Annotated in this window: 21 protein-coding genes; 5 read left to right on the top strand and 16 right to left on the bottom strand. The window is 39.0% G+C overall.

Features of this window, described 5'->3' with window-relative positions:
* Positions 1-123 precede the first annotated feature (123 nt).
* The gene (locus ACFE6N_RS12245) at positions 124-978 is read right to left on the bottom strand and encodes an alpha/beta fold hydrolase (RefSeq protein ID WP_378936806.1); all 855 of its coding nucleotides are present in this window, start codon (positions 976-978) and stop codon (positions 124-126) included.
* Positions 979-1,444: 466 nt separating this feature from the next.
* Here ACFE6N_RS12245 and ACFE6N_RS12240 point away from each other — a divergent pair, with 466 nt between their 5' ends.
* Positions 1,445-3,790, top strand: a complete 2,346-nt coding sequence (locus tag ACFE6N_RS12240) for a beta-L-arabinofuranosidase domain-containing protein (protein WP_378936804.1) — start codon at positions 1,445-1,447, stop codon at positions 3,788-3,790.
* 794 nt (positions 3,791-4,584) lie between these two features.
* Here ACFE6N_RS12240 and ACFE6N_RS12235 read toward each other — a convergent pair.
* The 5 genes from ACFE6N_RS12235 to ACFE6N_RS12215 form a co-directional block, all read right to left on the bottom strand.
* Positions 4,585-5,520: a glycoside hydrolase family 43 protein gene (locus ACFE6N_RS12235; protein ID WP_378936802.1), complete on the bottom strand. Its 936-nt coding sequence runs from the start codon at positions 5,518-5,520 to the stop codon at positions 4,585-4,587.
* 79 nt (positions 5,521-5,599) lie between these two features.
* Positions 5,600-7,138, bottom strand: coding sequence for an alpha-N-arabinofuranosidase (locus tag ACFE6N_RS12230; RefSeq protein ID WP_378936801.1), 1,539 nt, complete (start codon positions 7,136-7,138; stop codon positions 5,600-5,602).
* Positions 7,139-7,154: 16 nt separating this feature from the next.
* Positions 7,155-9,158 (bottom strand): alpha-L-arabinofuranosidase C-terminal domain-containing protein, encoded by a 2,004-nt coding sequence (locus ACFE6N_RS12225; RefSeq protein WP_378936799.1) that lies wholly within the window; start codon positions 9,156-9,158, stop codon positions 7,155-7,157.
* A gap of 1,118 nt (positions 9,159-10,276) precedes the next feature.
* A complete protein-coding gene (locus tag ACFE6N_RS12220; RefSeq protein ID WP_378936796.1) occupies positions 10,277-10,735 on the bottom strand; it encodes a type I restriction enzyme HsdR N-terminal domain-containing protein in 459 nt (152 codons plus the stop codon).
* A gap of 127 nt (positions 10,736-10,862) precedes the next feature.
* Positions 10,863-11,216: a hypothetical protein gene (locus ACFE6N_RS12215; RefSeq protein ID WP_134203931.1), complete on the bottom strand. Its 354-nt coding sequence runs from the start codon at positions 11,214-11,216 to the stop codon at positions 10,863-10,865.
* 149 nt (positions 11,217-11,365) lie between these two features.
* On the opposite strand from ACFE6N_RS12215, the gene holA reads away from it, so the two are divergent.
* The 3 genes from holA to ACFE6N_RS12200 all read left to right on the top strand — a co-directional run bounded on the left by holA (position 11,366) and on the right by ACFE6N_RS12200 (position 15,511).
* Positions 11,366-12,385, top strand: coding sequence for a DNA polymerase III subunit delta (holA, locus tag ACFE6N_RS12210; RefSeq protein WP_378936794.1), 1,020 nt, complete (start codon positions 11,366-11,368; stop codon positions 12,383-12,385).
* A gap of 350 nt (positions 12,386-12,735) precedes the next feature.
* Entirely contained in the window at positions 12,736-13,470 is a 735-nt protein-coding gene (locus ACFE6N_RS12205) for a hypothetical protein (protein WP_378936792.1), read from the top strand.
* Positions 13,471-13,477: 7 nt separating this feature from the next.
* Complete coding sequence (locus ACFE6N_RS12200; RefSeq protein WP_378936790.1) at positions 13,478-15,511, top strand: plastocyanin/azurin family copper-binding protein; 2,034 nt, start codon at positions 13,478-13,480, stop codon at positions 15,509-15,511.
* Positions 15,512-16,657: 1,146 nt separating this feature from the next.
* Here ACFE6N_RS12200 and ACFE6N_RS12195 read toward each other — a convergent pair.
* On the bottom strand, positions 16,658-17,278 hold the full coding sequence (locus tag ACFE6N_RS12195) for a class I SAM-dependent methyltransferase (RefSeq protein ID WP_378936788.1): 621 nt from the start codon (positions 17,276-17,278) through the stop codon (positions 16,658-16,660).
* Between the two features lie 159 nt (positions 17,279-17,437).
* Here ACFE6N_RS12195 and ACFE6N_RS12190 point away from each other — a divergent pair, with 159 nt between their 5' ends.
* Complete coding sequence (locus ACFE6N_RS12190; protein ID WP_378936786.1) at positions 17,438-18,430, top strand: helix-turn-helix domain-containing protein; 993 nt, start codon at positions 17,438-17,440, stop codon at positions 18,428-18,430.
* A 141-nt stretch (positions 18,431-18,571) separates the two neighbouring features.
* Here the strand turns inward: ACFE6N_RS12190 and ACFE6N_RS12185 are convergent, their stop codons facing one another.
* From ACFE6N_RS12185 to ACFE6N_RS12145, 9 genes are all read right to left on the bottom strand, one after another.
* Positions 18,572-19,069, bottom strand: coding sequence for a hypothetical protein (locus ACFE6N_RS12185; protein WP_378936784.1), 498 nt, complete (start codon positions 19,067-19,069; stop codon positions 18,572-18,574).
* A 266-nt stretch (positions 19,070-19,335) separates the two neighbouring features.
* On the bottom strand, positions 19,336-19,641 hold the full coding sequence (locus tag ACFE6N_RS12180; protein ID WP_378936782.1) for a hypothetical protein: 306 nt from the start codon (positions 19,639-19,641) through the stop codon (positions 19,336-19,338).
* Between the two features lie 241 nt (positions 19,642-19,882).
* Entirely contained in the window at positions 19,883-20,290 is a 408-nt protein-coding gene (locus ACFE6N_RS12175) for a hypothetical protein (RefSeq protein ID WP_378936780.1), read from the bottom strand.
* 562 nt (positions 20,291-20,852) lie between these two features.
* Positions 20,853-21,389, bottom strand: a complete 537-nt coding sequence (locus tag ACFE6N_RS12170; RefSeq protein WP_378936778.1) for a hypothetical protein — start codon at positions 21,387-21,389, stop codon at positions 20,853-20,855.
* Between the two features lie 606 nt (positions 21,390-21,995).
* Positions 21,996-22,568 carry a hypothetical protein gene (locus tag ACFE6N_RS12165; protein ID WP_378936774.1) on the bottom strand — a complete coding sequence of 191 codons (573 nt, stop codon included), beginning with the start codon at positions 22,566-22,568 and terminating at the stop codon, positions 21,996-21,998.
* Positions 22,569-22,684: 116 nt separating this feature from the next.
* A complete protein-coding gene (locus ACFE6N_RS12160; protein ID WP_378936772.1) occupies positions 22,685-23,062 on the bottom strand; it encodes a DUF559 domain-containing protein in 378 nt (125 codons plus the stop codon).
* A gap of 438 nt (positions 23,063-23,500) precedes the next feature.
* Positions 23,501-23,992, bottom strand: a complete 492-nt coding sequence (locus tag ACFE6N_RS12155; RefSeq protein ID WP_378936770.1) for a hypothetical protein — start codon at positions 23,990-23,992, stop codon at positions 23,501-23,503.
* Positions 23,965-24,267, bottom strand: coding sequence for a hypothetical protein (locus ACFE6N_RS12150; RefSeq protein WP_378936768.1), 303 nt, complete (start codon positions 24,265-24,267; stop codon positions 23,965-23,967). The genes ACFE6N_RS12155 and ACFE6N_RS12150 overlap by 28 nt, the downstream gene beginning before the upstream one ends.
* Positions 24,267-24,632 (bottom strand): hypothetical protein, encoded by a 366-nt coding sequence (locus ACFE6N_RS12145; RefSeq protein ID WP_378936766.1) that lies wholly within the window; start codon positions 24,630-24,632, stop codon positions 24,267-24,269. The genes ACFE6N_RS12150 and ACFE6N_RS12145 overlap by 1 nt, the downstream gene beginning before the upstream one ends.
* Positions 24,633-25,023: the final 391 nt, after the last annotated feature.

The raw sequence follows: 25,023 nt of genomic DNA, 5'->3' as shown, positions 1-25,023 counted from the left end.
TTTAACTGTTCCTTTACTTTTCATGAAATAAAATATTGTTGCTCGGTCAGCGCTGTTTTATGACGATTGACGGTTGAAAAAGCATTTTTGTGCTCAATGTTTACATTTTAAGCTAAAAATAGGTTATTGGTGAGCAAAATTTCCTGAAGTATGGAGGTGATCTGATGCTGATTTCGAACCGGCATTTTCGATGAAATCTTTGATTTCCCTGATGGTTTTGTCGGGCGCACTGATGTGTGGGAAATGCCCGGTAGCTTTCATTACAACCAGGAAATTGTCAGGCGTATTTTTGTGAATGTATTCTCCAACTGATATTGGGGTTATTTCATCATCTGTACATTGCAGCGTTAGGCTTGGTACTTCGAGTTTTTTCAATTGGTCTCTGTAATCGGCTTTAAAGGTCGCCATTGCAAAGGCAAGGGCCACACTTGGCTCAGTGGCTTCAAAACATTCCTGTAAAAAATCACATAGTTCAGGTTTACAAAGGCTGCCCATCACTCGTGGCGCCAATTGTTTACTCCAGGTTACATAATCCTGGGCAATGTGGGTAAAAATGGTTTCTATATCTCCGGTGTTAAATCCGCCGATATAATCACCATCGTTTAAATATCTTGGTGATGGTCCGATAAAAACCAGTTTTTTAAATACATCCGGAAGCTGCAGGGCGGCAATCATGCCAATCATGCTGCTAACTGAATGTCCAATAAATATGATATTCTTGAGGTCAAGTGCCTGTATGATATCAATTATATCACAGGCATATCCTTCTAATGTAGCATATTTTTTTTGGTTGTATTGGCTAAGGTCCGAATCACCAGAGCCTACGTAATCAAATAAGATCACTTTGTAATTTTCCAGGAAAGCATCTGTAATATATTTCCAGGAATTTTGCGCACAGCCGAAGCCATGAGCAAACAGAAGTACCTGGCTGCCTTCGCCAAGTATTTTTACATTATTTCTGATGAGTATTGGATGCAAAGTGTTTGATTTTAAAATTCCTTATTAAGTTATGGAATGTAACGGTTTTTTTATTGAAAAAATAAAAAATGAACAAAATGCACTGGGGTAATCTGTTGGAAGGCATTCAAACGTTTTTTTTAATGTTTCTGAAATTGATAAAAAATCCACTGGCGCTAAATGATTTGTTTCAATCATGACCTGATTGGCAATTCTTTTTTATATCTTCGCTTTATAAATGTCTTTAGGACGTTTATTTTAACCAAATTTATAAATGCTGCTTTTAGACGGTATAATCCACTAGCCAATGGTTTACTAAAACTTTAATTTTATGAGCATTGAAATTATACCAGGCCGTTTTTTATCCTGGGTTTAATCATCAATAGAAGGCACGTAAAACACATTATTTATTGCCAAAGGTTATTAACGGTCTACCTGAATTTACTAACTATGATCAATCATCTTTGTTATGAAGAAGTTTTTAAAAATGAAAAAAATAATTACCGCCGTTTTGTTATCCGCTTTATGCGGAACTGTTTTGGGGCAAACTGTCTTGCAGCCATTTAGTTTAATGGAAGTCCGCCTGCTTGATGGGCCTTTTAAACAGGCACAGGAAACTGATAAAAAGTATATACTATCGCTGGATGCAGATCGGCTTCTGGCACCCTATTTAAGAGAAGCAGGGTTGAAACCTAAAGCTGAATCCTATGGTAATTGGGAAAACACAGGTTTAGACGGGCATATCGGCGGACATTACCTATCGGCCCTTTCGTTAATGTATGCTGCTACCGGCGATGCAAAGGTGAAGGACCGGATAGATTATATGATTGCCGAGTTGGACAAATGCCAGCGTCAAAATGGTGATGGTTATCTTGCCGGAATCCCCGGAGGTAAAGAAATCTGGAAAGAGATTAAAGCCGGTAACATCAAATCATCCAGTTTTTCGCTCAATGGAAAATGGGTACCCTTGTACAATATTCATAAAATTTATGCAGGCCTGTACGATGCCTATGCAGTTGCCGGCAATGCAAAATCGAAGCAAATGCTGATCAAATTAACAGATTGGTGCGTAGATCTGGTTTCCAATTTGTCCGATCAACAGGTACAGGAATTATTAAAGAGCGAACATGGTGGATTAAATGAAGCTTTTGCCCATGTTTATGCAATCACAGGCGATAAAAGGTATCTTCAATTGGCCAAACGGTTTTCAGATCAATCTCTTCTCAATCCACTATTAAAAAATACCGATGCCTTAAATGGCTTACATGCCAATACACAGATCCCGAAAGTGATTGGTTTTGAGCAGATTGCGCTGTTGGATAAAAATCCGGCCTGGGCTGATGCCGCTGCTTTCTTTTGGAAAACAGTAGTCGATCACAGAACAGTAGCTATCGGAGGAAATAGCGTTAGAGAGCATTTTCATCCCGCAAATGACTTTTCTTCGATGACAGAATCGCGGGAGGGACCTGAAACCTGCAATTCTTACAACATGTTGAAGTTGACCAAGCAACTGTTTCTTGCAGATCCATCAAACACCTATCTCGATTATTATGAACGTACACTGTATAATCATATCCTTTCATCGCAAAGGCCGGAAGGTGGTTTTGTATATTTTACGCCGATGCGTCCGGGGCATTACCGTACCTATTCGAATCCGCAGGAAAGTTTCTGGTGCTGTGTAGGTTCGGGATTGGAAAACCATGGCAAATATGGGGAACTGATTTATGCACACCGTGCGAATGACGTATTTGTGAATCTTTTTATCCCCTCAACCCTAAACTGGAAAGAAAAAGGTATTCAGCTTACACAGCAAACGCGTTTTCCAGATGCAGAAAAAACAACGGTCAAACTTCAGCTAAAGCAAAAACAACGTTTTGCCTTACATTTCCGTCAGCCTTCCTGGGTAGGACAAGGGAAATTGGTTGTAATGGTAAACGGAAAAAAGGTAATGGCTAAAAGTGAAGCAAATGGTTATGCCAGTATTGATCGCACCTGGAGTACGGGCGATGTAGTTGATATAGCCTTGCCGATGCATACCTCAACAGAATTTATGCCTGATGGTTCTGATTGGGTTGCCTTTCTGCGTGGACCAATTGTACTTGCTGCAGAGATGGATACTTTGAATCAACCTAATTTAACCGCTGATGGTAGCCGGATGGGACATATCGCCTCTGGTGCTTTATTGCCGATTAGTGATGCGCCCCTGGTTACCGGGCCGAAAAATACGCTTGCCGATGAAATTACACTGACCGATAAAAAAACTTTAACCTTTAGTGCCCGTAATGCGGTCTATCAGCCCAGATACAAATCCTTAAAATTGGTTCCTTTTTACACCCTTGCCGAAAAGCGTTATGTAGTTTACTTTCCTTACAGCAGTGAACAGGCTTTGCCGGAACGTGCAAAGGCGATTAAACTGGCTGAAGAAGAAAAGATGAAGATTGAACAGCAAACAGTTGATCTGGTTAATCCTGGTGAACAACAACCAGAATCTGATCATAATTTTAAAGGTGAACAAACGGATAACGGAACCTACCAGGAAAGGCATTTTAGAAATGGGAAAGCATGGTTTAGTTACATGCTTAAAAACAAAGATTTATCTGGAAATAAGCTGAGTTTAACCTATTTTGGAAAAGAAAAGGATAAAAGCTTCGCTATTCTGATCAATGGAGTTAAAATTGAAAATGTGAAGTTAGATGGAAGCAAGGGAACTGTTTTTTACACCCAGCAATATCAGATTCCAAAAGCACTATTGAAAGCAGACTTAGAAGTGAAATTTGTTGCCGATCAGGGATCAGCGATTGCCAATATTTATGAAGTCAGGTTGGTGAAGTAAATTTTCACTCCCGTGGTCTGTGTCCTCACAGACCACGGATTAAATCTAATTCTTATAGTCTGATCCAAAGATCTCTCCACTTCGCATTGCTCCGGTCGGACGACATTCTTGTTCCATGTTCTGTATTCTCACAGACCACTGGCATTTTCAAATGCGATTGTTCATCCTGAGTACTAATTTGTTATATAAAATAAATATGAGTGACAGGATTTAAAGGAATAAATTACCTCCAATAATCGTTATTGCAGTAATGGCTTTTCTTTAACTTGTTCCATGGTCTGTGTCCTCACAGACCACGGATCAGATCTAAAGATCTCTCCTCTTCGCATTGCTCCGGTCGGACGATATTCTTGTTCATGTTTTGTGTCCTCACAGACCACTGGCATTTTCAAATGCGATTGTTCATCCTGAGCACTAATTTTTTATATAAAATAAATATGAGTGACAGGATTTAAAGGAATAAATTACCTCCAATAATCGTTATTGCAATGATGGCTTTTCTTTAACTTTTTTAGGATCTATGAGGAAGGTTTTTGGAGCGAATTGCACCAACGATACAGATCCCCTGCTGTAGCGAATCAGAAAGCTGCACCGTAAAGCAAGTTCAGCATGGTACGTGGTGGAGATTTATCATAATGGTCTGTGAGACACAGACAAAGGAATGTTGATTTAATGGAATGTACTATTCCGTGGTTTGTGTCCTCACAGACCACTAGCGCTATTTAAATTCAATCGTCCTCCTGAACATGGTTCAGGATCTTGTTGGAGAAATTTTATACTGCTTTAGCCTTATTTTATTGCCTTAATAAGACTTTCAGTTCTTTTTCTTTAATGGTTAATATGGTGCCATGCCTTAAGCCTTTTGGCAGGGAGATTTGGTCTGAAACATCAGTCCAGTTTTTTAAATCTGCAGATTCTATCGCCCCATATTTATGGTCGACGTACTTATCGAAATACACCAACCACTTATTGCCGATTTTTAAGGTGGTTGGGCCTTCAGCCCAGTAATTTCCGGTAATTGGATTTCCTGCTTGGCTATACGGACCGGTCAACTGATCGGCATACGCTATTTTAATGTTTTTTTGAGCTGGTTGGCGGGTTTCGTCTTTTAAAAACATGATAAACCTTTTACCATCTTTTACAATAGTGGCATCAATTACGTTAAATCCCGGATCGTAAAGCAACCTGGTTTCCGAATAAGTTTTGAAATCTTTTGTCGTAACGTAATAAATTCTGTGGTTATATCCGTTTTCCTCCGTAGAGGCCGTTTCATTAAACTTATTTTTAATGGTTGTAGCCCAATAAATCATATAGGTTTTGGTAGCGCTATCGTAGGTGATTTCAGGAGCCCAGGTATTGCTGGCACCATCTTCTTTACGCATTACAGGTAAAAACTGTTGTGCGCTCCAGCTAATGAGGTCTTTCGAACTGGCATAACCAATGCCTTTGTCGTTCCAGCTCACCGTCCACACCATATGAAATAGGCCATCGGTGCCTCGTATAATACAAGGATCTCTCATCAGCTTATCTTGGCTTACTGTTGGAGTTAAGAATGATTGATCATTCTTCAGTGCCTTCCATTTGTAGGCATCATTACTATAGGCAAGGTGCAAGCCATCCTGGCCATTATCTTTAAAATAAGCAAAAAGGTATGGCCCTTTTGCAGATTGCGCTTCAGCATTTAAACATGCTGATAACAACCATACAAAAAGGCATCCTATTTTTTTCATAATTTTAATTTATTTAACAACGATCACAAGCCGTTCAAAAACTTCACTTCAGTCAGAAAATTTTATCTTTCCTATAAAATTATTTCAATTCCAGAACCACAACAGATTGTGCCGGTAACTCTACTTTTAATGAATTACCCGATTTTTTGGCGCCTGTAAATTTAGCGTTGTGTACTTTGTTCAAATCGTTAAAAGTGTTTACGTCAGTAAGTTTAGCAGAGGTTAAAATCTGCCCGGTAACCGAGTTCCATTTCAAACCATCTAAAACCGTACTGATTGCAATTTTTTTATTTGGATCTAAATTAACCAATGAAATATGGATCGCACCGCTGGCATCCTGCGAAGCAGAAACATTCAGCGCTGGTATTTTTTGGTCTCCTAATACATAATCGGGGCTGGTAAAAGCAATTGGTAAATATTTGGCATCCTGGTGTACCTTGTAAAGATCAAAAACATGATAAGTAGGGGTGAGGATCATTTTATCTTTCTCGGTTAAGATTAAAGCCTGTAGTACATTCACAGTTTGGGCCAGATTAGCCATTTTAACACGATCAGAATGGTTGTTGAAGATATTTAAGGTTGTGCCTGCAATTAAAGCATCGCGTAAACTATTTTGTTGATACAGGAAACCAGGATTGGTTCCAGGCTCCACATCAGTCCAGATTCCCCATTCATCAACCACCAGGGCAACTTTCTTTTTAGGATCGTATTTATCCATTATTGCAGCGTGTTTGCTTACCAGTTCTTCCATGTGCAGGCAATTTTTCATGGTCGAAAAGTATTGAGCTTCATCAAACTTAGTGGCAGACCCTTTTGCGTTCCAATTTCCGGTTGGAAGCGTATAATAATGCAAGGTTAATCCCCACATTTGGTCGCCAATATTTTTCATACAGGTTTCAGTCCAGTTATAATCTCCCGCATTAGCGCCACTGGCAATTCTTTTTAACGGAGCGCCCGGATAATTACGTGCATAGGTGGCATATCTACGGTACAAATCAGAATAATAGGCCGGTGTCATGTTGCCACCACATCCCCAGCTTTCGTTACCAACCCCCCAAAACGAAACTTTCCATGGTTTTTCTCTTCCATTTTGGCTGCGGATGGCGGTCATCGGGCTTACGCCGTCAAAATTTAGGTATTCAACCCATTTAGCCATTTCTTCAACGGTTCCGCTGCCTACATTCCCGGCAATATATGGTTCACAATCAAGCATCTGGCAAAGGTCTAAAAACTCGTGTGTGCCAAAGCTATTGTCTTCAGTTACACCGCCCCAGTTGGTGTTGACCATTTTTGGGCGCTGGTTTCTGGGGCCAATGCCATCTCTCCAGTGGTATTCATCAGCAAAACAACCACCGGGCCAGCGCAGGTTCGGAACTTTTATTTTTTTTAATGCCTCTACAATGTCTAATCTTATTCTACCTTTATTTGGAATGGTCGAATTTTCATCTACCCAAAACCCATCGTAAATACAACGGCCCAGATGTTCTGAAAAATGGCCATAAATGTGTTTGCTCACCACTTGGTCGCCTGCAGGTTTAATGGTGAGCTGGGTTTCGTTTTGGGCTTGTGCTAAAATAGAACTACAGAATAAAGCCGCAGATAATACAAATTTTTTCATGTTGATCTCGTTAAATCTATGTGGTAAATGGAATTTTGATGACGTTAAAAGAATAAGGTTTTAACGAAATATTTAATTTCTTGCCTTTTAGGTTAATCGTGCTTTTCTTCGGACTTACCGCTTCAGGATTTTCGAATGAGTTAACCTGTTTAAGGTTGCTGTTTGCTATTTCCTCATTGGTACCCTTGCTTTTTAATTTCAATTTTCCTTCAAGGTCGAAATCGATCTGCTGGGGTTGATTAGCGTTGTTGGCAATTTTAATGATGAGTTCTTTTTTTACCTGATCGGTTACGGCAGAAGCGTAAAGTCCATCCTGTCCAATAATGTTTTTATTATCAAGTGTAATCGAAACCACATCCGTTCCCTTGTTGGTAGAAAACTGTTTCTGAACATAATAATCTGGTGTGCCATACGATTTTAAATTATCTACCCAGATCATATCCGGCGCCCATTGCCAGGCGTCGACATTTGCAAAAAGTGGTGCGTATGAAGCCATCTGAACCACATCGGCATTACGTTCCAGGCCGGTCATTAACGAAGCCGAAGCCAATGCACTTTCCCAATTATTTCTATTGCTGCCTTCAATTTTACTATCGGCGTGCACCGCATATTCACCCACAAAAACTTTCGAGCCGTTGCGCGGGTAATTGTCATACCGGCCTGCATTTTTTAAGAACCAATCAGCCGGACGGTAATAATGTTCATCTATAAAATCAGCATGATTATTTCTCAATGTGGTATTAAGCAGGTTAAAACGGTCGCCTTCCGGATCCGTTCCGGAACTGTTAATGATTTTAAAATCAGGGTATTTTGCTTTGATGGCTTTGGTGAAAATGGCAAGTCTTTCTAAATACTGCGGACCCCAGTTTTCATTTCCTACACCCATCATTTTTAGGTTAAACGGTTTTGGATGACCTAAATCAGCACGCATTTTGCCCCATTTGGTTGTTACATCGCCATTGGCAAATTCAATCAGGTCTAAAGCATCCTGTACATAAGGATCCAGTTCATCAAGCGAAGCAACTTCAGCTGAGTTGAACTGGCAGGCCATACCGCAATTTAATATCGGCAGGGCGTCTGAGCCGATATCTTCAGCCAGTTGGAAATACTCAAAAAAGCCTAAGCCAAAACTTTGAAAATAATCTGGTGCGGCACGGTAAGGAAACTCAGTATTCCAGCGGTTGATAATCAGCTGTCTGTTTTCAATCGGGCCAATGGTTTTTTTCCACTGGTAACGGTTTGCCAGGTCGGTGCCTTCTACAATACAGCCGCCCGGAAAACGGATAAAACCAGGTTTCATATCGGCCAATAACTGCACCATATCTGCTCTTAATCCCTGCGGACGGTTTTTCCAGGTATCGCCTGGGAAAAGACTGATCATATCCACGTCAATATTTCCATTTCCCTGAAACAGAATGGAAAATTTAGCTTTAGGATCTGTTTCAGTAGCGATAAAACTTGCTGATTGTTTTTTCCAGTCGTTTCCTGTTTGATCAGGAGTCAAAGTGCCTTGCCCGATGATTTTATTGTTCGCATCTTTTAACATCAATACCAGTTTAACCCCCGGAGTTAACTGGCGGTACATCAATGAAAAATCATAGCGCAATCCTTTTTTAACGCCGATACCTTTAAATCCCTCGTTTATAAGTTCAAAATCGTCAGTTTGTTTTTTTACCTGTAAATATCTGGGGTTGGCTGTATTTACCTCTTTGCGGTTTACCACCAATATTTCTCCTTCCTTTGGATTTTTACGCTGGATGCTCCAGCCCATCAGCGGTTTTGTAAACTCGAAAGAGCGGTTTTTAATCAGTTCGGCATAAATACCACCGTCGGCACCAAAGTTAATATCCTCAAAAAACACACCCCACATATTAGGTTGCACTTTAGCAATAGGCTGGTCTGTTTTAACTTTAATTACTTTTGCAGTTTGTGCCTGCGCTGTTGTAGTGTATCCAGCTCCGATGGCAGCGTAAGCTATACATGCAGAGAAGATACTTTTTATTGGGTAATTTAATTTCATACGGTTTTATATCTGGAAGATTCTAAAAGTAAAAGTAAAATATTTAACATAATAAACGTTATATGTACATTTATTTTTTTCTCCTGTTGGTGTTTTATTTATTAATTCAACAATCGGCGCATTGAAGAATATAATTTAAACAGCAAAAAGTGATGTGGTAAAAGCGTTTAATTTTTTTATCAGGTATGGGAACACAAAAAGTTAAATTCTGCCAATCAGGTGAGCGCATCGTGTGGAGTATTCCTGGTTTGTTTCTTGTTTGGTATTTGGAAATGAGCATGCAGTAGTTCTTGGCGGTCTGCAGCCCCGCTTTCCAATACAAGTCCTCGCTACGCTCCGGGCTTTCCATTGCATCCGATAGCCATCGGATCGGGTTTAGGAACAAAGGTTTTTTGCATACTCCAGCTTAAAAAATGAATACTATTTTTGCCATATAGCCCCGGTTGCAGCAATACCCTGCAGCAACGAGGTACGAGGCGGCGAAGCGTATAGCGGAAAACGGGAAGAAATTTAGTGTTTTGCATTAACCCTGCGCTCCCTATAATAAAAATACTTTTACCATAATCAATTGTATTCGCGAAGCACGAAAAGGAATGTTTAAAGTGATCTGTGAAAAAATAGAGCACGTGATTAGGAAGAATCTTATTTACAGATTTAGCTACAGCATTACGATTCCCGGTCAGCTGGGAATGACGGATTTTCTTTAGGTAGAATCGTCATTCCCTTGAAAAAGGGAATCTTAAAGCAAGATAAGTTATAATGTCGTAAATCCAACCATTGGAACCCAACCAGGCATTACGATTCCCAGACAGGCTGAGAATGACGGATTTTCTTTAGGTAGAATCGTCATTCCCTTGAAAAAGGGAATCTTAATGCGAAATAAAGTTATAGTGTCATAGATCCAACCATTTGAACCCAGCCAGGGCATTACGATTCCCAGTCAGGCTGGGAATGACGGATTTTTTTAGGTAGAATCGTCATTCTCTTGAAAAAGTGAATCTTAAAGCAAGATAAAGTTATAATGTCGCAAATCCAACCATTGAACCCAGCGAGGGCATTACGATTCCCAGACAGGCTGGGAATGACGGATTTTATTCTCCAGTTTTTAACAATTTGAACTACAACTTCAAATAATCCGGCATTTCTTCTACAAAGTTAAAGCTGCCTTTCTCCAGATCCATTTTGGCGTAAACATGCTGCAGACCATTGGTTAACACAATCCATTTGGCCTGGTGAATCGAATTGTATCGTGAAGCCTGATCAAAAACCGATGGTGTAATTTTTACTTTTGGTGCCTTACATTCAATCAGCATCAGTTTTTCGCCGGCAGTATTGTAGACTAAAATATCACTTCGTTTTTGCAGTTGATTTAGTACCAAACCACCTTCAATCTGGATCAAAGTACGTGGGAATTTCTTTTCCAGGATCAAACTTTGAATAAAATGCTGACGCACCCATTCCTCGGGTGTAAGCACCAGGTGTTTCTTCCTCAACTCATCGAAAATAAATACCACACCATCTTTTTTGGTGATTTTAAATGGGTATGGCGGCAGGTTAAGCGGAGTAGGAGTGAACATTTCAGTTGGCAGTTTTCAGTTTTCAGTGGGCAGTTTTCAGTTGGCAGTTTTCAGGTAATAAAAGAACAATTTTTGGGCTATTTTAGTGCGTATATTTCATTATTAATCTATTAGCACTTTTTGATGTTTAATGCCAGTTATGTGAACAAAATCTACATTGTTTAGCTAATGGTGTCCTTGCAAGTTTACCGCAATTGGGACATTTATTTAAGGATACTACCTCTGGATGTTGTAGTAAAATTCTTTTCGCAACAGTGAGTTCGAATGAATCGTATCCATCTTGCAACAACACTAAGATATTCTCATCTTCGCTTAGCCAGCCAGCTTTTTTATATACATTAATGACCTTCCGGTTATTTACTTGGCCCGAATCTAATCCCAGCTTAATTACAGAATGGGTATGCCGAATTGCTAACCTCTCTTCTTTAGAGAGAAGATTAGAAAAATAATTCACAATATATTTTGCAGTATCCTGATCCATTATAACTCAGTGACCCCAAAGTTAATTAATTTTGTGCTATGCAATGAAGTCTCAAATCTCGTGTCTCAAATCTCACATCTATCCTCTCACATCTCTTAATTTATAAACATTTACCAAATCCTTAAACCTAAATTGTAATTTTACAGGCCATGACTGCTGCCGAAATTATTAAAGATATCAAAGCCCGAAAGTTCAAACCTGTGTATTTGTTGCATGGTGAAGAATCTTACTATATCGATCAAATAACGGATTATATTGAGGATAAGCTGCTGAACGATGCCGAAAAAGGCTTCAACCAAACGGTTTTGTATGGTAAAGATACCGATATGGCAACGGTTTTGGGGGCTGCCAAGCGTTATCCCATGATGTCTGATTACCAGGTGGTGATTGTTAAAGAAGCGCAGGATTTAAAGTGGGGTAAGGAAGACAGTTCAAAAGAGGGTGAATTTGTACTCAACTACTTCGAAAAACCGCTACCGAGTACCATTCTGGTACTGGCCTATAAATATGCCAATTTCGATAAGCGTAAAAAAATCTACAAAGCCATCAATAAAAGCGGACTGATTTTTCAGTCTGATCCGGTTCGCGATTATAAGCTGGTGCCCTGGATCGAAGAATTTGTTAAAGAGAAGGGGTATAAGATCGATCAGCAGGCCTCGGCGCTAATGGCTGAGTATTTAGGTACAGATCTTTCCAAAATTGCCAACGAGATCGAAAAGCTGATGCTCAATGTTTCGAAGGAAGTAACTATCAATACTGATCTGGTTCAGAAAAACATCGGCATTAGTAAAGAATATAACGTTTTCGAATTACAGAAAGCCCTGGCCATCCGCGATGTGTTAAAATGTAATAAAATTATCAATTACTTCTCCAGCAATCCTAAAGCAAACCCAACTGTAATGGTTTTGGCCAATTTAGGTGGTTATTTTACCAAGCTCCTCAAATATCATTATATCCCCAATAAAGCCGATGCTGCATCAGCTTTGGGTGTGCCTCCGTTTTTCATTAAAGATTATGAGGTAGCAGCAAGAAATTACAATACAGGGAAAGTTTTTCAGGTAATCAGCTTACTTCGCGAATACGATTTAAAAAGCAAAGGACTGGATAGCACAGGCAACGTTGATGATGGAGAACTCTTGAAAGAACTGGTGTTTAAGATTGTCCATTAAGCCTCAGGAAACATTTCTTTAATTATTATTTCAAGCGTAGTGCAGATCTATCTGTGCTAAATCTTAATAATTGATCTTGCTTTTTTTGCCAGCTGCGAAATGACGGTTTGCCCTTACCTAAAAAGTAAAACCTAATGGATGATTAAGTTAAATGTATACATTTTTAGTAAAAGGTTTTACTAATTTATGGCCTGATTATGCTATCGTTTGTCTGATTAAAATTTAACTTTATCTGGTTGTAAATTAACTTATTGTATGCTTTATGGGCGATTGTTTTTGTAAACTGATCTGCTAATGATATATTTGTTATGCAACCGATTGTTTTGTTGCGCTTTAACCAAATCAAAATTATGATCTACAAACGAATGATGTGCTGCCTGGCACTCTTGACCAGCTGCGCAGCTTATTCTATGGCACAAAATGCCAATCCTTACATCATTAATGTAACAACTAAACCTTGTTTATTACGAAGTTTCCTGATGTTTGAAGGCAAAAAACGTACCCATGTAATTTCTGTAGGTACGCCAGAAAAGGTAAACTATGCTTATGATTTAAAACAGGGTGCTTTGCTGGAAGTATGGCGTGGAGATTTTATAGATGCCAGAGAAATGTGGGAAGATAGGGGGGAGCCTCAACTTGCTAAACCTTTAGGTACGGTTTTACCACTTTCTGCAAGCCCAGCCCTTGCTTCACTGGCCGATAAGGATGCCGCATGGCCAGATTCCATTGCTTTTGACGATCTGCAAACCCAGGGCTACGTTTTAGATAAAAGCAAAATGCCTACGTTTTTATATACGGCTAACGGTGCCGATGTAAGCGATAAAATAGGCGTTTTAGATGGTGGCGCAGGACTCAGCCGTACCATTAGTATCAAAAATAGCGAGCAACCACTTTATTGTCGTATTGCAGTAGGCCCGAACATCGAGGCACATAAAAGCAATAGTTATATTGTTGGCGAAAAAGCTTATACCATAAAAGTAGCTGATGGTGCAAAAGCTTTCATCAGGAAAACCCAAAAGGGTAAAGAACTGCTGGTACAACTGGCCAATGCCACCGATTCGTTAACCTATTCCATCACCTGGTAATCAAGACATGAAAAAATCAACATACTTATTGTCTCTTTTGTTGCTGGGCACTGGTCTGGTAACGGTAAAAGCACAAACACAACCACAAACAGAAAAACAGATTTATCCCATCGTAACCGTTCCCATACCCAAAGAAATTTCACTTGAAGTGGGTGGAATGACTTTCTTACCTAACGATGAGCTGGCAGTAGCCACCCGTAAAGGTGAAGTCTGGATCATTACCAATCCGTATATGAAAGACGGCCAACAGCCCAAATACCGCTTGTTTGCACATGGCATGCACGAAATATTGGGCCTAAACTATATTAAGGGAGATATTTACCTAACCCAGCGTGCCGAGATTACACGCCTGCGCGATCTGGATGGTGATGGCGAAGCTGATGAATACCGCACGATGTATTCCTGGCCTTTATCGGGCAATTACCACGAATATGCTTATGGTCCGATGTTGGATAAAGATGGCAATATGGTGGTTACATTGAACCTGGGCTGGATCGGTTACGGTGCCAGTTTATCTAAATGGCACGGCTGGATGCTCAAATTTACGCCTGATTTCAAAATGAAGCCATTCGCAACCGGCTTCCGCTCGCCTGCAGCAATGGCGCTGAATAGCGACGGAGAGATATTTTATGCCGAAAACCAGGGCGACTGGGTAGGCTCGGGCAGCATTACCCATGTGCAGGAAGGCGATTTTGTGGGCAATCCTGCCGGCTTAATATGGTCGGATGAGCCTGGCTCACCGGTTAAACTTCACAAAAAGGATATTCCTGATACCGGAGAACCTGAATTTGAGGTGGCCAAAAGAGTGCCTGGATTAAAAACGCCTGCGGTGTGGATTCCGCATTCCATTATGGGCAACTCTACATCAGGTATTCTTAATTATACCGATAATGGCAATATGGGGCCTTTTAAAGGGCAGCTTTTTGTGGGCGATCAATCGCAGAGTAATATCAACAGGGTATCTTTAGAAAAAGTTAAAGGGGTGTATCAGGGGGTGGTATTTCCATTCCGCAGGGGATTTTCTTCGGGTATCCTCAGGATGAACTGGGGCTCAGATGGGAGCATGTTGGTGGGGATGACTTCAAGAGGATGGTCATCAACAGGCAAAGCCGAATACGGACTGCAGCGTTTAACCTGGTCGGGTATTATGCCCTTTGAGGTACAAACGGTAAAGGCCCAGCCCGACGGTTTCGAGCTGGAGTTTACCATGCCGGTTGACGAAAAAACTGCCCGCGATGCAGGCACTTATAAACTCTCTACTTTTACCTATAAATACCACCACATTTACGGCAGTCCGGTAATTAACCAATCGGCGCGCGGCATAAAAGCCATTGTGGTTTCTCCTGATCATAAAAAGGTACGTTTGGTGTTGGATAGTTTAAAAGAAGGTTATATCCACGAAATTAAAATGGAAGGATTACGAAGTGAGAATGGAAAAATCCCTTTATTGCACGATTATGGATATTATACCATGAACAAAATTCCGGATGGAGAAAAGCTGGCGCTAACTGATGAAAATAAACCTACAGGCAACGCACAGGCGGCACACCATATGGAAGGCATGGAGCATCACCAAATGGGCAATATGCCTGCAGCGGGTGGCGCAGTTAAAGGCAATACCGATGTTACCAAACATGTTACCCAGCAGCCTGAAACCTGGGCTAAAGGACCAGATAAAACGATTGTATTGGGTACCAAACCAGGTTTGAAATTTGACCTGACCAATATTACGCTAAAAGCCGGCACTAAAGTAAAACTAACCTTTAAAAATGTGGATGATATGTTGCACAATTTTGTGCTTACCATGCCGGCATCAGGTAATGCAGTAGGAGAAATGGCCTTGAAAATGGGCCTTGATGGCGAAAAGTATGATTTTGTTCCGGCAACACCGAAGGTATTGGCTTATACCTCATTGTTACAACCCGGAAAATCGGATACGATTTATTTTACTGTGCCTAACAAACCTGGTGTATATCCTTTTATTTGTACCTATCCGGGCCATTATATGGTGATGAAAGGCCAGATGAAGGTGGTTAAATAACTAAGACTTATATGTTTATTTTTAGTTGTTTAGGCTTCCCTTTTTGTCATCCTGAACGCTGTGAAGGATCTTTTCTCGGGCAGATATATAAACGACTATTATAGCGCTATTTAACAGCATGACATAATGTTCAGATAGGTTGGTTAGCCACCAACCTTGAATTTGTAGAAACGGCTTACTCATTTCTTAGGTAAGCCGTTTTTCTTTTATTGTGAATTATTGTGACGAATGTTGTTCTAAATTTATCACAATAAGATCCTGAAACAAGTTCAGTAAGACGATTCTTCAAGTGAAATTGTCTTTTCGTATTCTAGCGCAAGTCTTAGCGAACATTGCCTTGATCATTGGCCTGCGGTTCTGTCCGTGGTTTAAGTATAGCATCTCGATAGATACAAGAATAAATTGAGTTTATAAACTTAATAGAAACGAATCACAGACTCTTTTCTATTATTAATCCGTAGAACTCTTCGGAACGCTACGGACAGACACGAACAAATTGCATTTCTGCTGCCCTTACCTGCAATTACGAAGCTCTTTTTTGCCCATTTCACCATAATTTTTTATATTAGGTCAATCAAAAGCGATGATAACCCAAATCAATCCGTCTGATTGAAGCCCTCCTAAAAACATTACTTTAAGTCCACCTTTACGCCACCTTTACCCCACGTTTTAGCCACCTTCCGCCCAGGCTTGCCTTACACCTGCCTTCACACTGCTTAACCCTTGCTTTGGTTAAGTGATACAGCTGATGGAGATCAGGTAGATCAAAGATTTGACTCACCTTAGATCGGCAGGTTAATAATAGCTGAATAAAAGGTAAAGTGGAAGTTATCTTAAAGTATTGTTGATGTATAATTGTGTCGGAGCGGCTCCATTGAAGAAACAACAACGGCGGTCCGGATTTTTTTGCTCTGTCCGCAGCAGGCTACGGATAGACACGGATACACGAGAGGCGTCATTTCGACCGCAGTGGAGAAATCTTTTAACATAGTTCAAAGATCTCTCCACTGCGCGTTGCTACGGTCGAGATGACGACCATTCTATTGGAGCTTACCGATCCCTCAGAATTGTAGTCGAAGGAATCTTTAATTTTTCCTAACTTAATGATATTTAATTCCACAAGCATGTGAATTTAAACCAGATCAACTATTTTTTCTGGCCTGATACGATAACAAACGGTCTGGTGATCTCCTTTCGATTTTGATCCGTTATCGTTTCTGTCATTTTCCTGACTTCAATATTTACAAATCCCGATTGCTTGAAAAGGCTTTTAACTTCATCAGTTTCGTAAAAGGTAAAATCGAGCTGTGTCCAGGGTAGGTGGGCGCCAAAGTTTTTTTCAACAAAGGCGAGGTTCATTTTTCCGCCTGATTTTAATACCCGGTAGCTTTCAGATAGGTATTTTAATGGATCGGGCCAAAAATAGATGGTATCGGCTGTAAAACACCAATCGAAGGAATTATCCTGTAAATCGAGTTCATTATCCGTTATTTTAGCAAACTCTACATTGTTGCCATCGGTTTTATAAGCGGAAAAGACATTTTTTATTCCAGCATCTGAGAAATAAGTTCCCGTGTAAGTGATATTTTTTGCCTTCTGCAATAGATACGATAGGTGTTCGGTATCTGCAGGACCGATTTCCAATATGTTTTCTTCCTTTTTTAAAGGTAAATCCTGTAAAAGCTTAAAAATTAGCGTGTTTTTAGGTGGGAGAACATCAATTTTTTCATCAAACGTTAAGGTAATCGGGTTTACTTGCTCTTCCATAATATCATAAGTAATCTCTTGCGGTGCATTTCGCAATTCGGGCAAAATTGAAAAATACCTGCTTCATGCTTTTACACAAAAAGGATTTTCTTTTACAAAAAACCGAAATGTGGATAATCCCAGCATGTTATCTCGGCTTTTTTTGTGATTATTGCGCTTATGGGAATCAATGTTGGTAAGAATTATGGTGCCTGGAAAAAGGTAGGGGGCAGCTTTGATGATCTTCCCGTACAGGGGGGATTGGTTACCAAAAGAAAGGATAAATATAGTTTTTCTTTCAGCGATGCCGAATTGGTACAGATTAATATTCCTGGCATTTACATCGTATATGGCGATATCCTGTTTAAACAACAACAGGTATATTTCAGGCCCACATACGAGGTGCCGGATATGATTAAACTCCGTTTTACACTCTCTGGCAATGGCACCATCTTTAACGATGTAAATAAACAGCAGTACACCTTTAATGCTAACCAGCAGAATATGATTTACATGCCTGAACTTGATGGTACAGGCCAATATGATACCAGCAATAGCTACCGCTTTTTTGAGGTACATTTTGCTAAGGAAAAGTTTTTGCAGCTGGCAGAGCACTCCACCAAAGCATTACAGATTTTAGCAGATCATGCTGATACTGGTCGTTACGCACAACTGTCGGAGCAAAACCTCCCGGTTTCATGGGCCATGCAGCACTGCATCCGCGATATTCTCGATTGTGATTACCCGGAAGGCCTGAAACAGATGTTTATCGAATCAAAATGTATCGAACTCCTTGTGCTCCAGGCTGAAGCTTTTGAACGGGCCATTAACCAAAAACAGCCTGCGGCTTTATCTTCTAATTATGATCGGGAATGCATTTACCAGGCCAGAGATTACCTGATCCAAAATATCCACCAGCCACCATCGGTTGCAGAACTGGCTAAAATATGCGGCATTAACGAATTTAAACTGAAACAAGGTTTTAAAGGATTATTTGATAACAGCATATTTGGCTACCTAAGCGATTACAGGCTTAACCATGCAAAAGAGCTACTACTGGATGGTATTTCCATAAAATCAGTCGCCTTTATGCTCGGTTATTCATCAGTACAGCACTTTAGCAATGCCTTTAGAAAGAAGTTTGCAGTAACGCCGGGTAAGCTGAGAGGTTAAACCTGGTATCTGTTAAACAAGATATTAATTCTGGCACAGATCTTAGCGCCTAAGTTTCAAGTAAGTGCTTAATTTGTTTTGTTATCATTTCGTTTGGTAAGACAGTGACCTATAGTTAAATGGATGTTAGCGACCTTTATCTTAGAAATCCCATACAGCGTAATAAATCATTTTGGTATGTGGTTGAAGTATCAAAAGTCTTCCATCATGAAATCTCAAATCTTTTTCAGCAGCACAACAATCTTCCACATAACTGTAGTAGTTTGTAGTGTCATTAAGTAGTTTTATTAGATTCTCATCACCGAAATAAGTGGCTTCGTCATCGTTAATGACTTCTAAACCAGATACTTCTGTAAAGCTAAATTGAGCAGCAACGCCTATTTCAGGTGGGATTCTCCCTTTGTGCCATTTTAGATTATTCCACGGTGGACTACCTTTTAGCCACGAGTTAATTTGAGATTGAGTTGTTTTAAACACGATGCTGAACTCTCCTTCCAGCAATTCGTAATTATCGGTAGCCTTGACATTACTAATAGAATCACTAATTGATAAACCAGTTCTGTCTTCAAAAATCGCTTTTGGATCGCTTGATGAGCAGCTTGAAAGGAGAAAAAATAGGATATAGAGGTATTGTCGCATGATAATAATGGTTGCTAATCTTGCCTTTTATTGTTTTCTAGAACGTAAATCAAATTGATGTAAACAATATCATTATTGCCTTCTCCCTTACCTCAGCGTTAGGTGTTAAACCACTTATCCCCTCATTGATGAAGAGCGGTTAATTAGCAGGTTTTAATAATCACCGTAACTAATATAAAAAAGATAAATAATCAAAGCACGAGTCACTCATCCCGCTAGTCTATACACTAGAACTTTTGCTAATAATGTATAGTTGTGTTCGGATTCTATTTCACTTTGGTTACTTCCCCAACCATAGTTTTATCATTGAAGTTGGCTGTGGTTTTCATAGTGTAACCTTTTTCATATGTTTTAGTTATTTTGACGGTTAGTAAAGCATTCTTTGGGATTTGCGGGTACTTAAGGAAGGCGCTTGCATTGGGTTTGAGCGTGTAAGTACAATCGTCTATCCATTGAACTTTAAAAGATACTGGCTTATTGGAGTTATTAAAATACTCAAGTTGATAGTCTTTATACCGTTTAATTGTTGTGGGAATGCCTTGTGTAACCATTTTAAAGACACCTTCTCTCATTTTTCTGCAATTGGCAGATTGTGCACTTGCATAATTAAATAGTATCAGAAATGCGAAAGTCGGAATGAGAGTCTTTAAGTTGGACATATTTAAAGGCGTTACTTTTATCGCAAATATAGATATTGTAGTTAGCATTTAAATGCTAACTAACCGGATTTGATCTATGTTTAGTTGTATTCTATTTTAAATACGTAGTTGCCAACTGCTAGCCTAGAAACTAAAATTTGCGCTAGTAATGAATTTATTTTGTAGTCGGCTTTTCTAATTGAACTCTCATTTCGTCAAGTTTTTCTAGCTCCTCTCGCATTTCTTTGGAAATTTCTTCGACCATAGCATTTTCAAATTTCAATTTGAAAAGTAATCCTTCTAACTTTCTTTGCTTTAATTTGTTCCATTTTGAACGTTCTTCGAACTTAAAAGTATTTGAAAAAATTAAAATAATTCCTGGCATAGCAGCAATTGCTGACATTTCTTTTAAGTTAAACCAGTCTGTTCCTGTATTAATCAAGCCTAGTGCGCTAAATGTAATTGTAATTAAAAACAATAATTGAGCTAAAACATTCTTGATTCTACAAGCCGATTGATGTTGTTTTGCTTCTTTTTCAAGGTATTTAACCAATTCGTTAACATTTTCTGATTTTTGATCCATAGCTTATATTGGATTGTTTGGTTATGTATGAAATCTCTAGACCGCATCTATCACAAGTCTTAACATCACAGCCATAAATGAAGACTCTACTTGTGATTGTAATTACTGCACTAAGTTAAAAAGAAAAAGCACTGGTAGATATGAAAACGCGTAAATACTTATAATTCAGTATACGTACAAAATCAAGTATTAACAAAGATCATTTTAGTAAAGTTCGCATATGATGTAAGGTTAAGCTATGATTTAAATACCTCATTTTAGCTCAAGTCTTAGCTCATAAGCCAGGAGTAAGACCTGATTAGTTTTAAAGAAGACGCTCAATTAATTACTTAAAAGCATAAGTCAGCAGTCCGCTAGCCTATACACTAAGAGCTGCGCTAGTGGTGAAAAAATTTAACCACAGATAAAAATGATGCACACAGCTATAAAAATCCGTGTTGATCTGTGTGCATCTGTGGTTAAAAACCTTAACCACCCCGCCCTTTGGACACCCCTCCTTAAAAAGGAGGGGAGTGGCCCCTCAAAGCTGTATAAGATAAATGGCCATTTAAAATTTAAACGTTTATGCTGTGGCTGCTAAATGGATCGTTTCATTACTTTCATCATGCTCAAAAGCGTTACGCCAGGCATCGCAAGCGGCTAACCAATCAAAAATCATTTTATAGGCTGCGGTAATCTCGGCAGAGAAATTTAGGCTTGCACCCTCAAAATCTTCTTCCTGAAAAATGTAAGCATTTAAGCCATAGTATAACAGTTCTGTCAGGTGTTCTATATCGAAATGGCCAACGGCTAACAATTGATCAGCCTGGTTTTGGGCATATTGCTTAAAGGTGCTTTCATTGGCCAAAAGTTTTGCTCTGCTTAATAGCTTGATGATGTTGTTTACATCGTAAAGTGTGTTGGCAATGGTAATGGGTTTGTGTTTACCGGAACGTGGATCGGGGCCGGTACAGGCGCTGAGCATTTCAGTAAGGAGTTGATTCACATCCGATAAACCAATCATATCGAAATAGGCTTCAATCAGTTTCCGGAATTCGGTTACAGCTGCTACCTCATTTGGGAGCTGTGTGTCTGGGTTTTTACAATTGTTAGTCTGCATAACATTTAATTAAAGTTCCTGGACGCTGCAGACTAACAAATAACTCTTTTCAGAGAAATTAGAAAATACGTTTCTTAAACGCTCGTCCAGGAATATTTTTAAAATTTAATTTTTGAAATTGCTTTCTCTCTGTTGGGTGAAAAAAATATGTTATTTATTAATCTGCATAGGCAAGATAGATACAATATATCAATCTACAAAATCTTTTTGCTCAAATAAGCATAAATTAGGGCGGTTTCGTCTTGCCAGTCGGCAGTTCAGACGTTGCGGTCGATAGTTCAGACGTTGCAGCCGATAGTTCAGACGTTGCGGTCGATAGTTCAGACGTTGCGGTCGATAGTTCAAACGTTGCGGTCGATAGTTCAGAGGTTGCGGTCGATAGTTCAGACGTTGCAGTCGGCAGTTCAGACGTTGCGGTCGATAGTTCAGACGTTGCAGCCGATAGTTCAGACGTTGCGGTCGATAGTTCAGACGTTGCGGTCGATAGTTCAAATGTTGCGGTCGATAGTTCAGAGGTTGCGGTCGATAGTTCAGACGTTGCAGTCGATAGTTCAGACGTTGCGGTTGATAGTTCAGACGTTGCGGTCGATAAGACGTTGCAGTAGGTTATTCAAACTTTTTATTAAGTAACCCCACTAAACTAATATTTGTCATTTCCGAACTTTGTAATTGTAGCTTAGCAAGCTCTGCCAAGGCGTTGGAAGAAGGGATGCCTTTGAAATGCTGCTCAAAATATAGTGAGTTTGTATGAGCTTGAGCAACTTCGGAAATGAGGCTGTCAAGATGGGCCTTTATTGATTGATCGATTTCAACTTTTGAAACTCTCTTAACAAGAGTAGAGGTTGCAGACATTAAAGCACCTTTAATAAAATCTGGAGTAGCAAGAACCTCATATGCAATATCTTCATCAGATCCAATTAAATCAAGGTTTTCAATTTCTTTCTTGTATTCGTCAATCAAATCGTTGAGATCTTGATTAGCAAACTGTATAGAATCAGCTTTGTTCGAAATAGCGTTAATGTCCTTTGCTTTAATTTCTTTTAGTATCTTTCGGTTTGAGACTTGTAAGATAGCATTTGACTTTTCTATCGATGAACGAATCTGTTTAAATGAATCTAAGAATGGTGATCTGCATCCTACGATTAAAAAGATCAGTAAAATTAACTTCCTGTCATCCATTTGTATTTAATTTTAGCTTTAACCATTCGTGAAAGCAGCTTAGTATAAAATAATCAATAATACTCCATGCTCTGGCGCATGCATGTGTCAGCGAGGGCCGGCCATTATTATTTAAATTAAAATTGTTTAAAGGTAGACTTAGTTCTTGCAATTCTTTCTCTGTTTATATTCAGCATTTCAGTTATATGATCTGCTGTGTCATCTAAGTGATATTTAACCAATGAATTTGGAATTCTAAGTGTAAGATAGCCTTTAAGAAAAGAATGATATGTTCTTTTCAAATCAGATAATGCTTGCTTGTCACTATAATTATGATGACCGCCATCAACCTCAATATTAACTTTCGCTTGTGGTATTGCAATATCTATGTGTTTATAGCCATCAAACTTTTCCAATTGGGCCGGCACACCACGATCTTTCAAAGCAAAATATAGAGACATCGCAGAAACAGTGCTAACTAATTCTTGCTGTTTAACCCACTTTTGATGTGGCATACAAAGTGGTATTCCGAAGTAATCGTGTGAATAATTATGTACTTGTGGGCTAATTCCACAACCACATTCGAGACAATTAAGATGCATTAATATAATATTCGATTATTAAAAATAACTTGGTTTGAAGATAAGATGTTTTATGCTGAAAAACAATAAAATTAATCTAATGCGCTTGCGCACGCGTATCTCGTGTGAAATAAAATATTAAGATGTACGACTATCAATGCATCGATACAAGCGTGCGCCAGCGAGGAGACTTGTGCTTGTAATGGGGATAGTTTTGTACTTTAGGCTTATATTTCAGACGTTGAGTCGCTAGTTCATTCATTAATGTCGATAGTTCAGACAATGTGCTGGCGCACTGCGTGTGAAATAAATATTAAGGTGCACCAGTATCAAATGCACACGCGGCACGCATGCGCCAGTCCTTTAAATTACTTAAATCTCATCGGTTAGTTCAAGAATATTTTTAGATAAAATTGAGAACGAATGAACCAATCTAGTTCTATATGTGTATTTAGTGTATTTCGTGCCCTGTAAGTTATTTAGAATATCTGAAGCCCATTTTTCAAACTCTCCATTGTTAATGTCGAAGTGAAAATCATGAGCAATCTTGTTTCTTATTCTATTTATGGATTTTAGATACTGTATTATTAATCTTTTGTTTTCTTCATTATCTACTACTGTAATTCGTTCAAGAGCAACTATTTTTCTGTGAAATGAATAGTTTTCACTTTCTGTAATATTATTACGCTTAAGTACTGTTTGTAGAATTATTTCAATAAGCAAATGTCCTTTTAGCAATAATAGCTCTAGGTCATTTTTGGAATCAAGATGGCCCCAAACGGCCCATTCAACTAAAGGGTCTATATTGTTTTCCATGAATATCTTTCTTAGTGAAGTTAGGTTTTCCAATTCCTTTTCAACCATTCAAACATGCTTTTTCCGTCTCTAGTTGAGCCAAAACCTGCCCAAGTATCTATATTCCCATTAATTTCAATAACTAATGAATATTCGTTTGCAAATATTTCTTTTAGATCAGTTCTTATACTTGCAGCGCTTGAATTTCCTCGAGCATCAACTATCAGCCATGTATTTGTTAGCCTATGCCACCATGCCCAGTTCTTATCCTGAATGTATCTTACAAAAGCTTGTTCTTGATCTTTTGTCGAGTTATTAATAGATATTACGTATTTCTTTCTCATTATGCAGATTCTTCTTCCGATTCAACATCAATAATACTAGTAGCTGTTTCTGGCAAAATTCCTGTTGTACTATCTCCAATTATCCCCTTTTCAATCTGCATCTTTTTGATTGAATAGCTCTCACTTCTTAGAGCATCTTTGTCGGTAAATAAACAATACACAAAAGCTGATAAGAATACAAATGAGGTGATTGATATCAAAACTATTATAAATATTGTTATATAGGAATCAGCTTTTGCTGTCATAGCAGCCCCCAGAAGAATGAAAAGCAAAGCAAGAAACCATGTTAAGGATTTAAGTATTGTCGATCTAGAACCACTTGCATCAGATTGTTGTGCTAATAATTGAAAAAATGGTAATGCCATAGCGTGTAAATTAGATTATTGATCATTTGATTTAAGTTTCTTATTTTCGTCCCAAGTTCTTGAACTCTATTTTCTAAATCGTTATAGCTTGATGATTGATTTTGTATCTTTTGAGCTTCATAGCGAGCTTTTTCTTCCACTCTTTTTTTTCATTTTTTTATAAGCAGGTAAGCTATTCAAATCTCTTGAGATTCTGCCGTTAGTTGCCTCTCTTTATTCTGTTGCTCAGACTTTCTTGCTCCCAAAATTGTTTTTGGAGTCGTTGTCGAGAAGTTTCCTTCGGTTAACTACTACAACTATAAAGTGCTGTTAAGAATACAGCATAGATTACTAATTTATTCATTGGAGGCGTTAATTTTATTGAAAGTAATTTTTTCCAAATATAGCTTAT

Origin of the sequence: Pedobacter sp. BG31 (assembly GCF_042464845.1) — a bacterium.
Taxonomy (GTDB): Bacteria; Bacteroidota; Bacteroidia; order Sphingobacteriales; family Sphingobacteriaceae; genus Pedobacter; species Pedobacter suwonensis.
Note: the sequence above shows the minus strand (reverse complement) of the source record. Positions and strands in the feature narration are given on the sequence as shown.

Bases quoted from the DNA above. Each gene is read 5' to 3' on its own strand.
- ACFE6N_RS12240 (WP_378936804.1), top strand. From the start codon at position 1,445: ATGAAAAAAATAATTACCGCCGTTTTGTTATCCGCTTTATGCGGAACT.
- ACFE6N_RS12235 (WP_378936802.1), bottom strand. From the start codon at position 5,520: ATGAAAAAAATAGGATGCCTTTTTGTATGGTTGTTATCAGCATGTTTA.
- ACFE6N_RS12230 (WP_378936801.1), bottom strand. From the start codon at position 7,138: ATGAAAAAATTTGTATTATCTGCGGCTTTATTCTGTAGTTCTATTTTA.
- ACFE6N_RS12225 (WP_378936799.1), bottom strand. From the start codon at position 9,158: ATGAAATTAAATTACCCAATAAAAAGTATCTTCTCTGCATGTATAGCT.
- ACFE6N_RS12220 (WP_378936796.1), bottom strand. From the start codon at position 10,735: ATGTTCACTCCTACTCCGCTTAACCTGCCGCCATACCCATTTAAAATC.
- ACFE6N_RS12215 (WP_134203931.1), bottom strand. From the start codon at position 11,216: ATGGATCAGGATACTGCAAAATATATTGTGAATTATTTTTCTAATCTT.
- holA (WP_378936794.1), top strand. From the start codon at position 11,366: ATGACTGCTGCCGAAATTATTAAAGATATCAAAGCCCGAAAGTTCAAA.
- ACFE6N_RS12205 (WP_378936792.1), top strand. From the start codon at position 12,736: ATGATCTACAAACGAATGATGTGCTGCCTGGCACTCTTGACCAGCTGC.
- ACFE6N_RS12200 (WP_378936790.1), top strand. From the start codon at position 13,478: ATGAAAAAATCAACATACTTATTGTCTCTTTTGTTGCTGGGCACTGGT.
- ACFE6N_RS12195 (WP_378936788.1), bottom strand. From the start codon at position 17,278: ATGGAAGAGCAAGTAAACCCGATTACCTTAACGTTTGATGAAAAAATT.
- ACFE6N_RS12190 (WP_378936786.1), top strand. From the start codon at position 17,438: ATGGGAATCAATGTTGGTAAGAATTATGGTGCCTGGAAAAAGGTAGGG.
- ACFE6N_RS12185 (WP_378936784.1), bottom strand. From the start codon at position 19,069: ATGCGACAATACCTCTATATCCTATTTTTTCTCCTTTCAAGCTGCTCA.
- ACFE6N_RS12180 (WP_378936782.1), bottom strand. From the start codon at position 19,641: ATGAGAGAAGGTGTCTTTAAAATGGTTACACAAGGCATTCCCACAACA.
- ACFE6N_RS12175 (WP_378936780.1), bottom strand. From the start codon at position 20,290: ATGGATCAAAAATCAGAAAATGTTAACGAATTGGTTAAATACCTTGAA.
- ACFE6N_RS12170 (WP_378936778.1), bottom strand. From the start codon at position 21,389: ATGCAGACTAACAATTGTAAAAACCCAGACACACAGCTCCCAAATGAG.
- ACFE6N_RS12165 (WP_378936774.1), bottom strand. From the start codon at position 22,568: ATGGATGACAGGAAGTTAATTTTACTGATCTTTTTAATCGTAGGATGC.
- ACFE6N_RS12160 (WP_378936772.1), bottom strand. From the start codon at position 23,062: ATGCCACATCAAAAGTGGGTTAAACAGCAAGAATTAGTTAGCACTGTT.
- ACFE6N_RS12155 (WP_378936770.1), bottom strand. From the start codon at position 23,992: ATGGTTGAAAAGGAATTGGAAAACCTAACTTCACTAAGAAAGATATTC.
- ACFE6N_RS12150 (WP_378936768.1), bottom strand. From the start codon at position 24,267: ATGAGAAAGAAATACGTAATATCTATTAATAACTCGACAAAAGATCAA.
- ACFE6N_RS12145 (WP_378936766.1), bottom strand. From the start codon at position 24,632: ATGGCATTACCATTTTTTCAATTATTAGCACAACAATCTGATGCAAGT.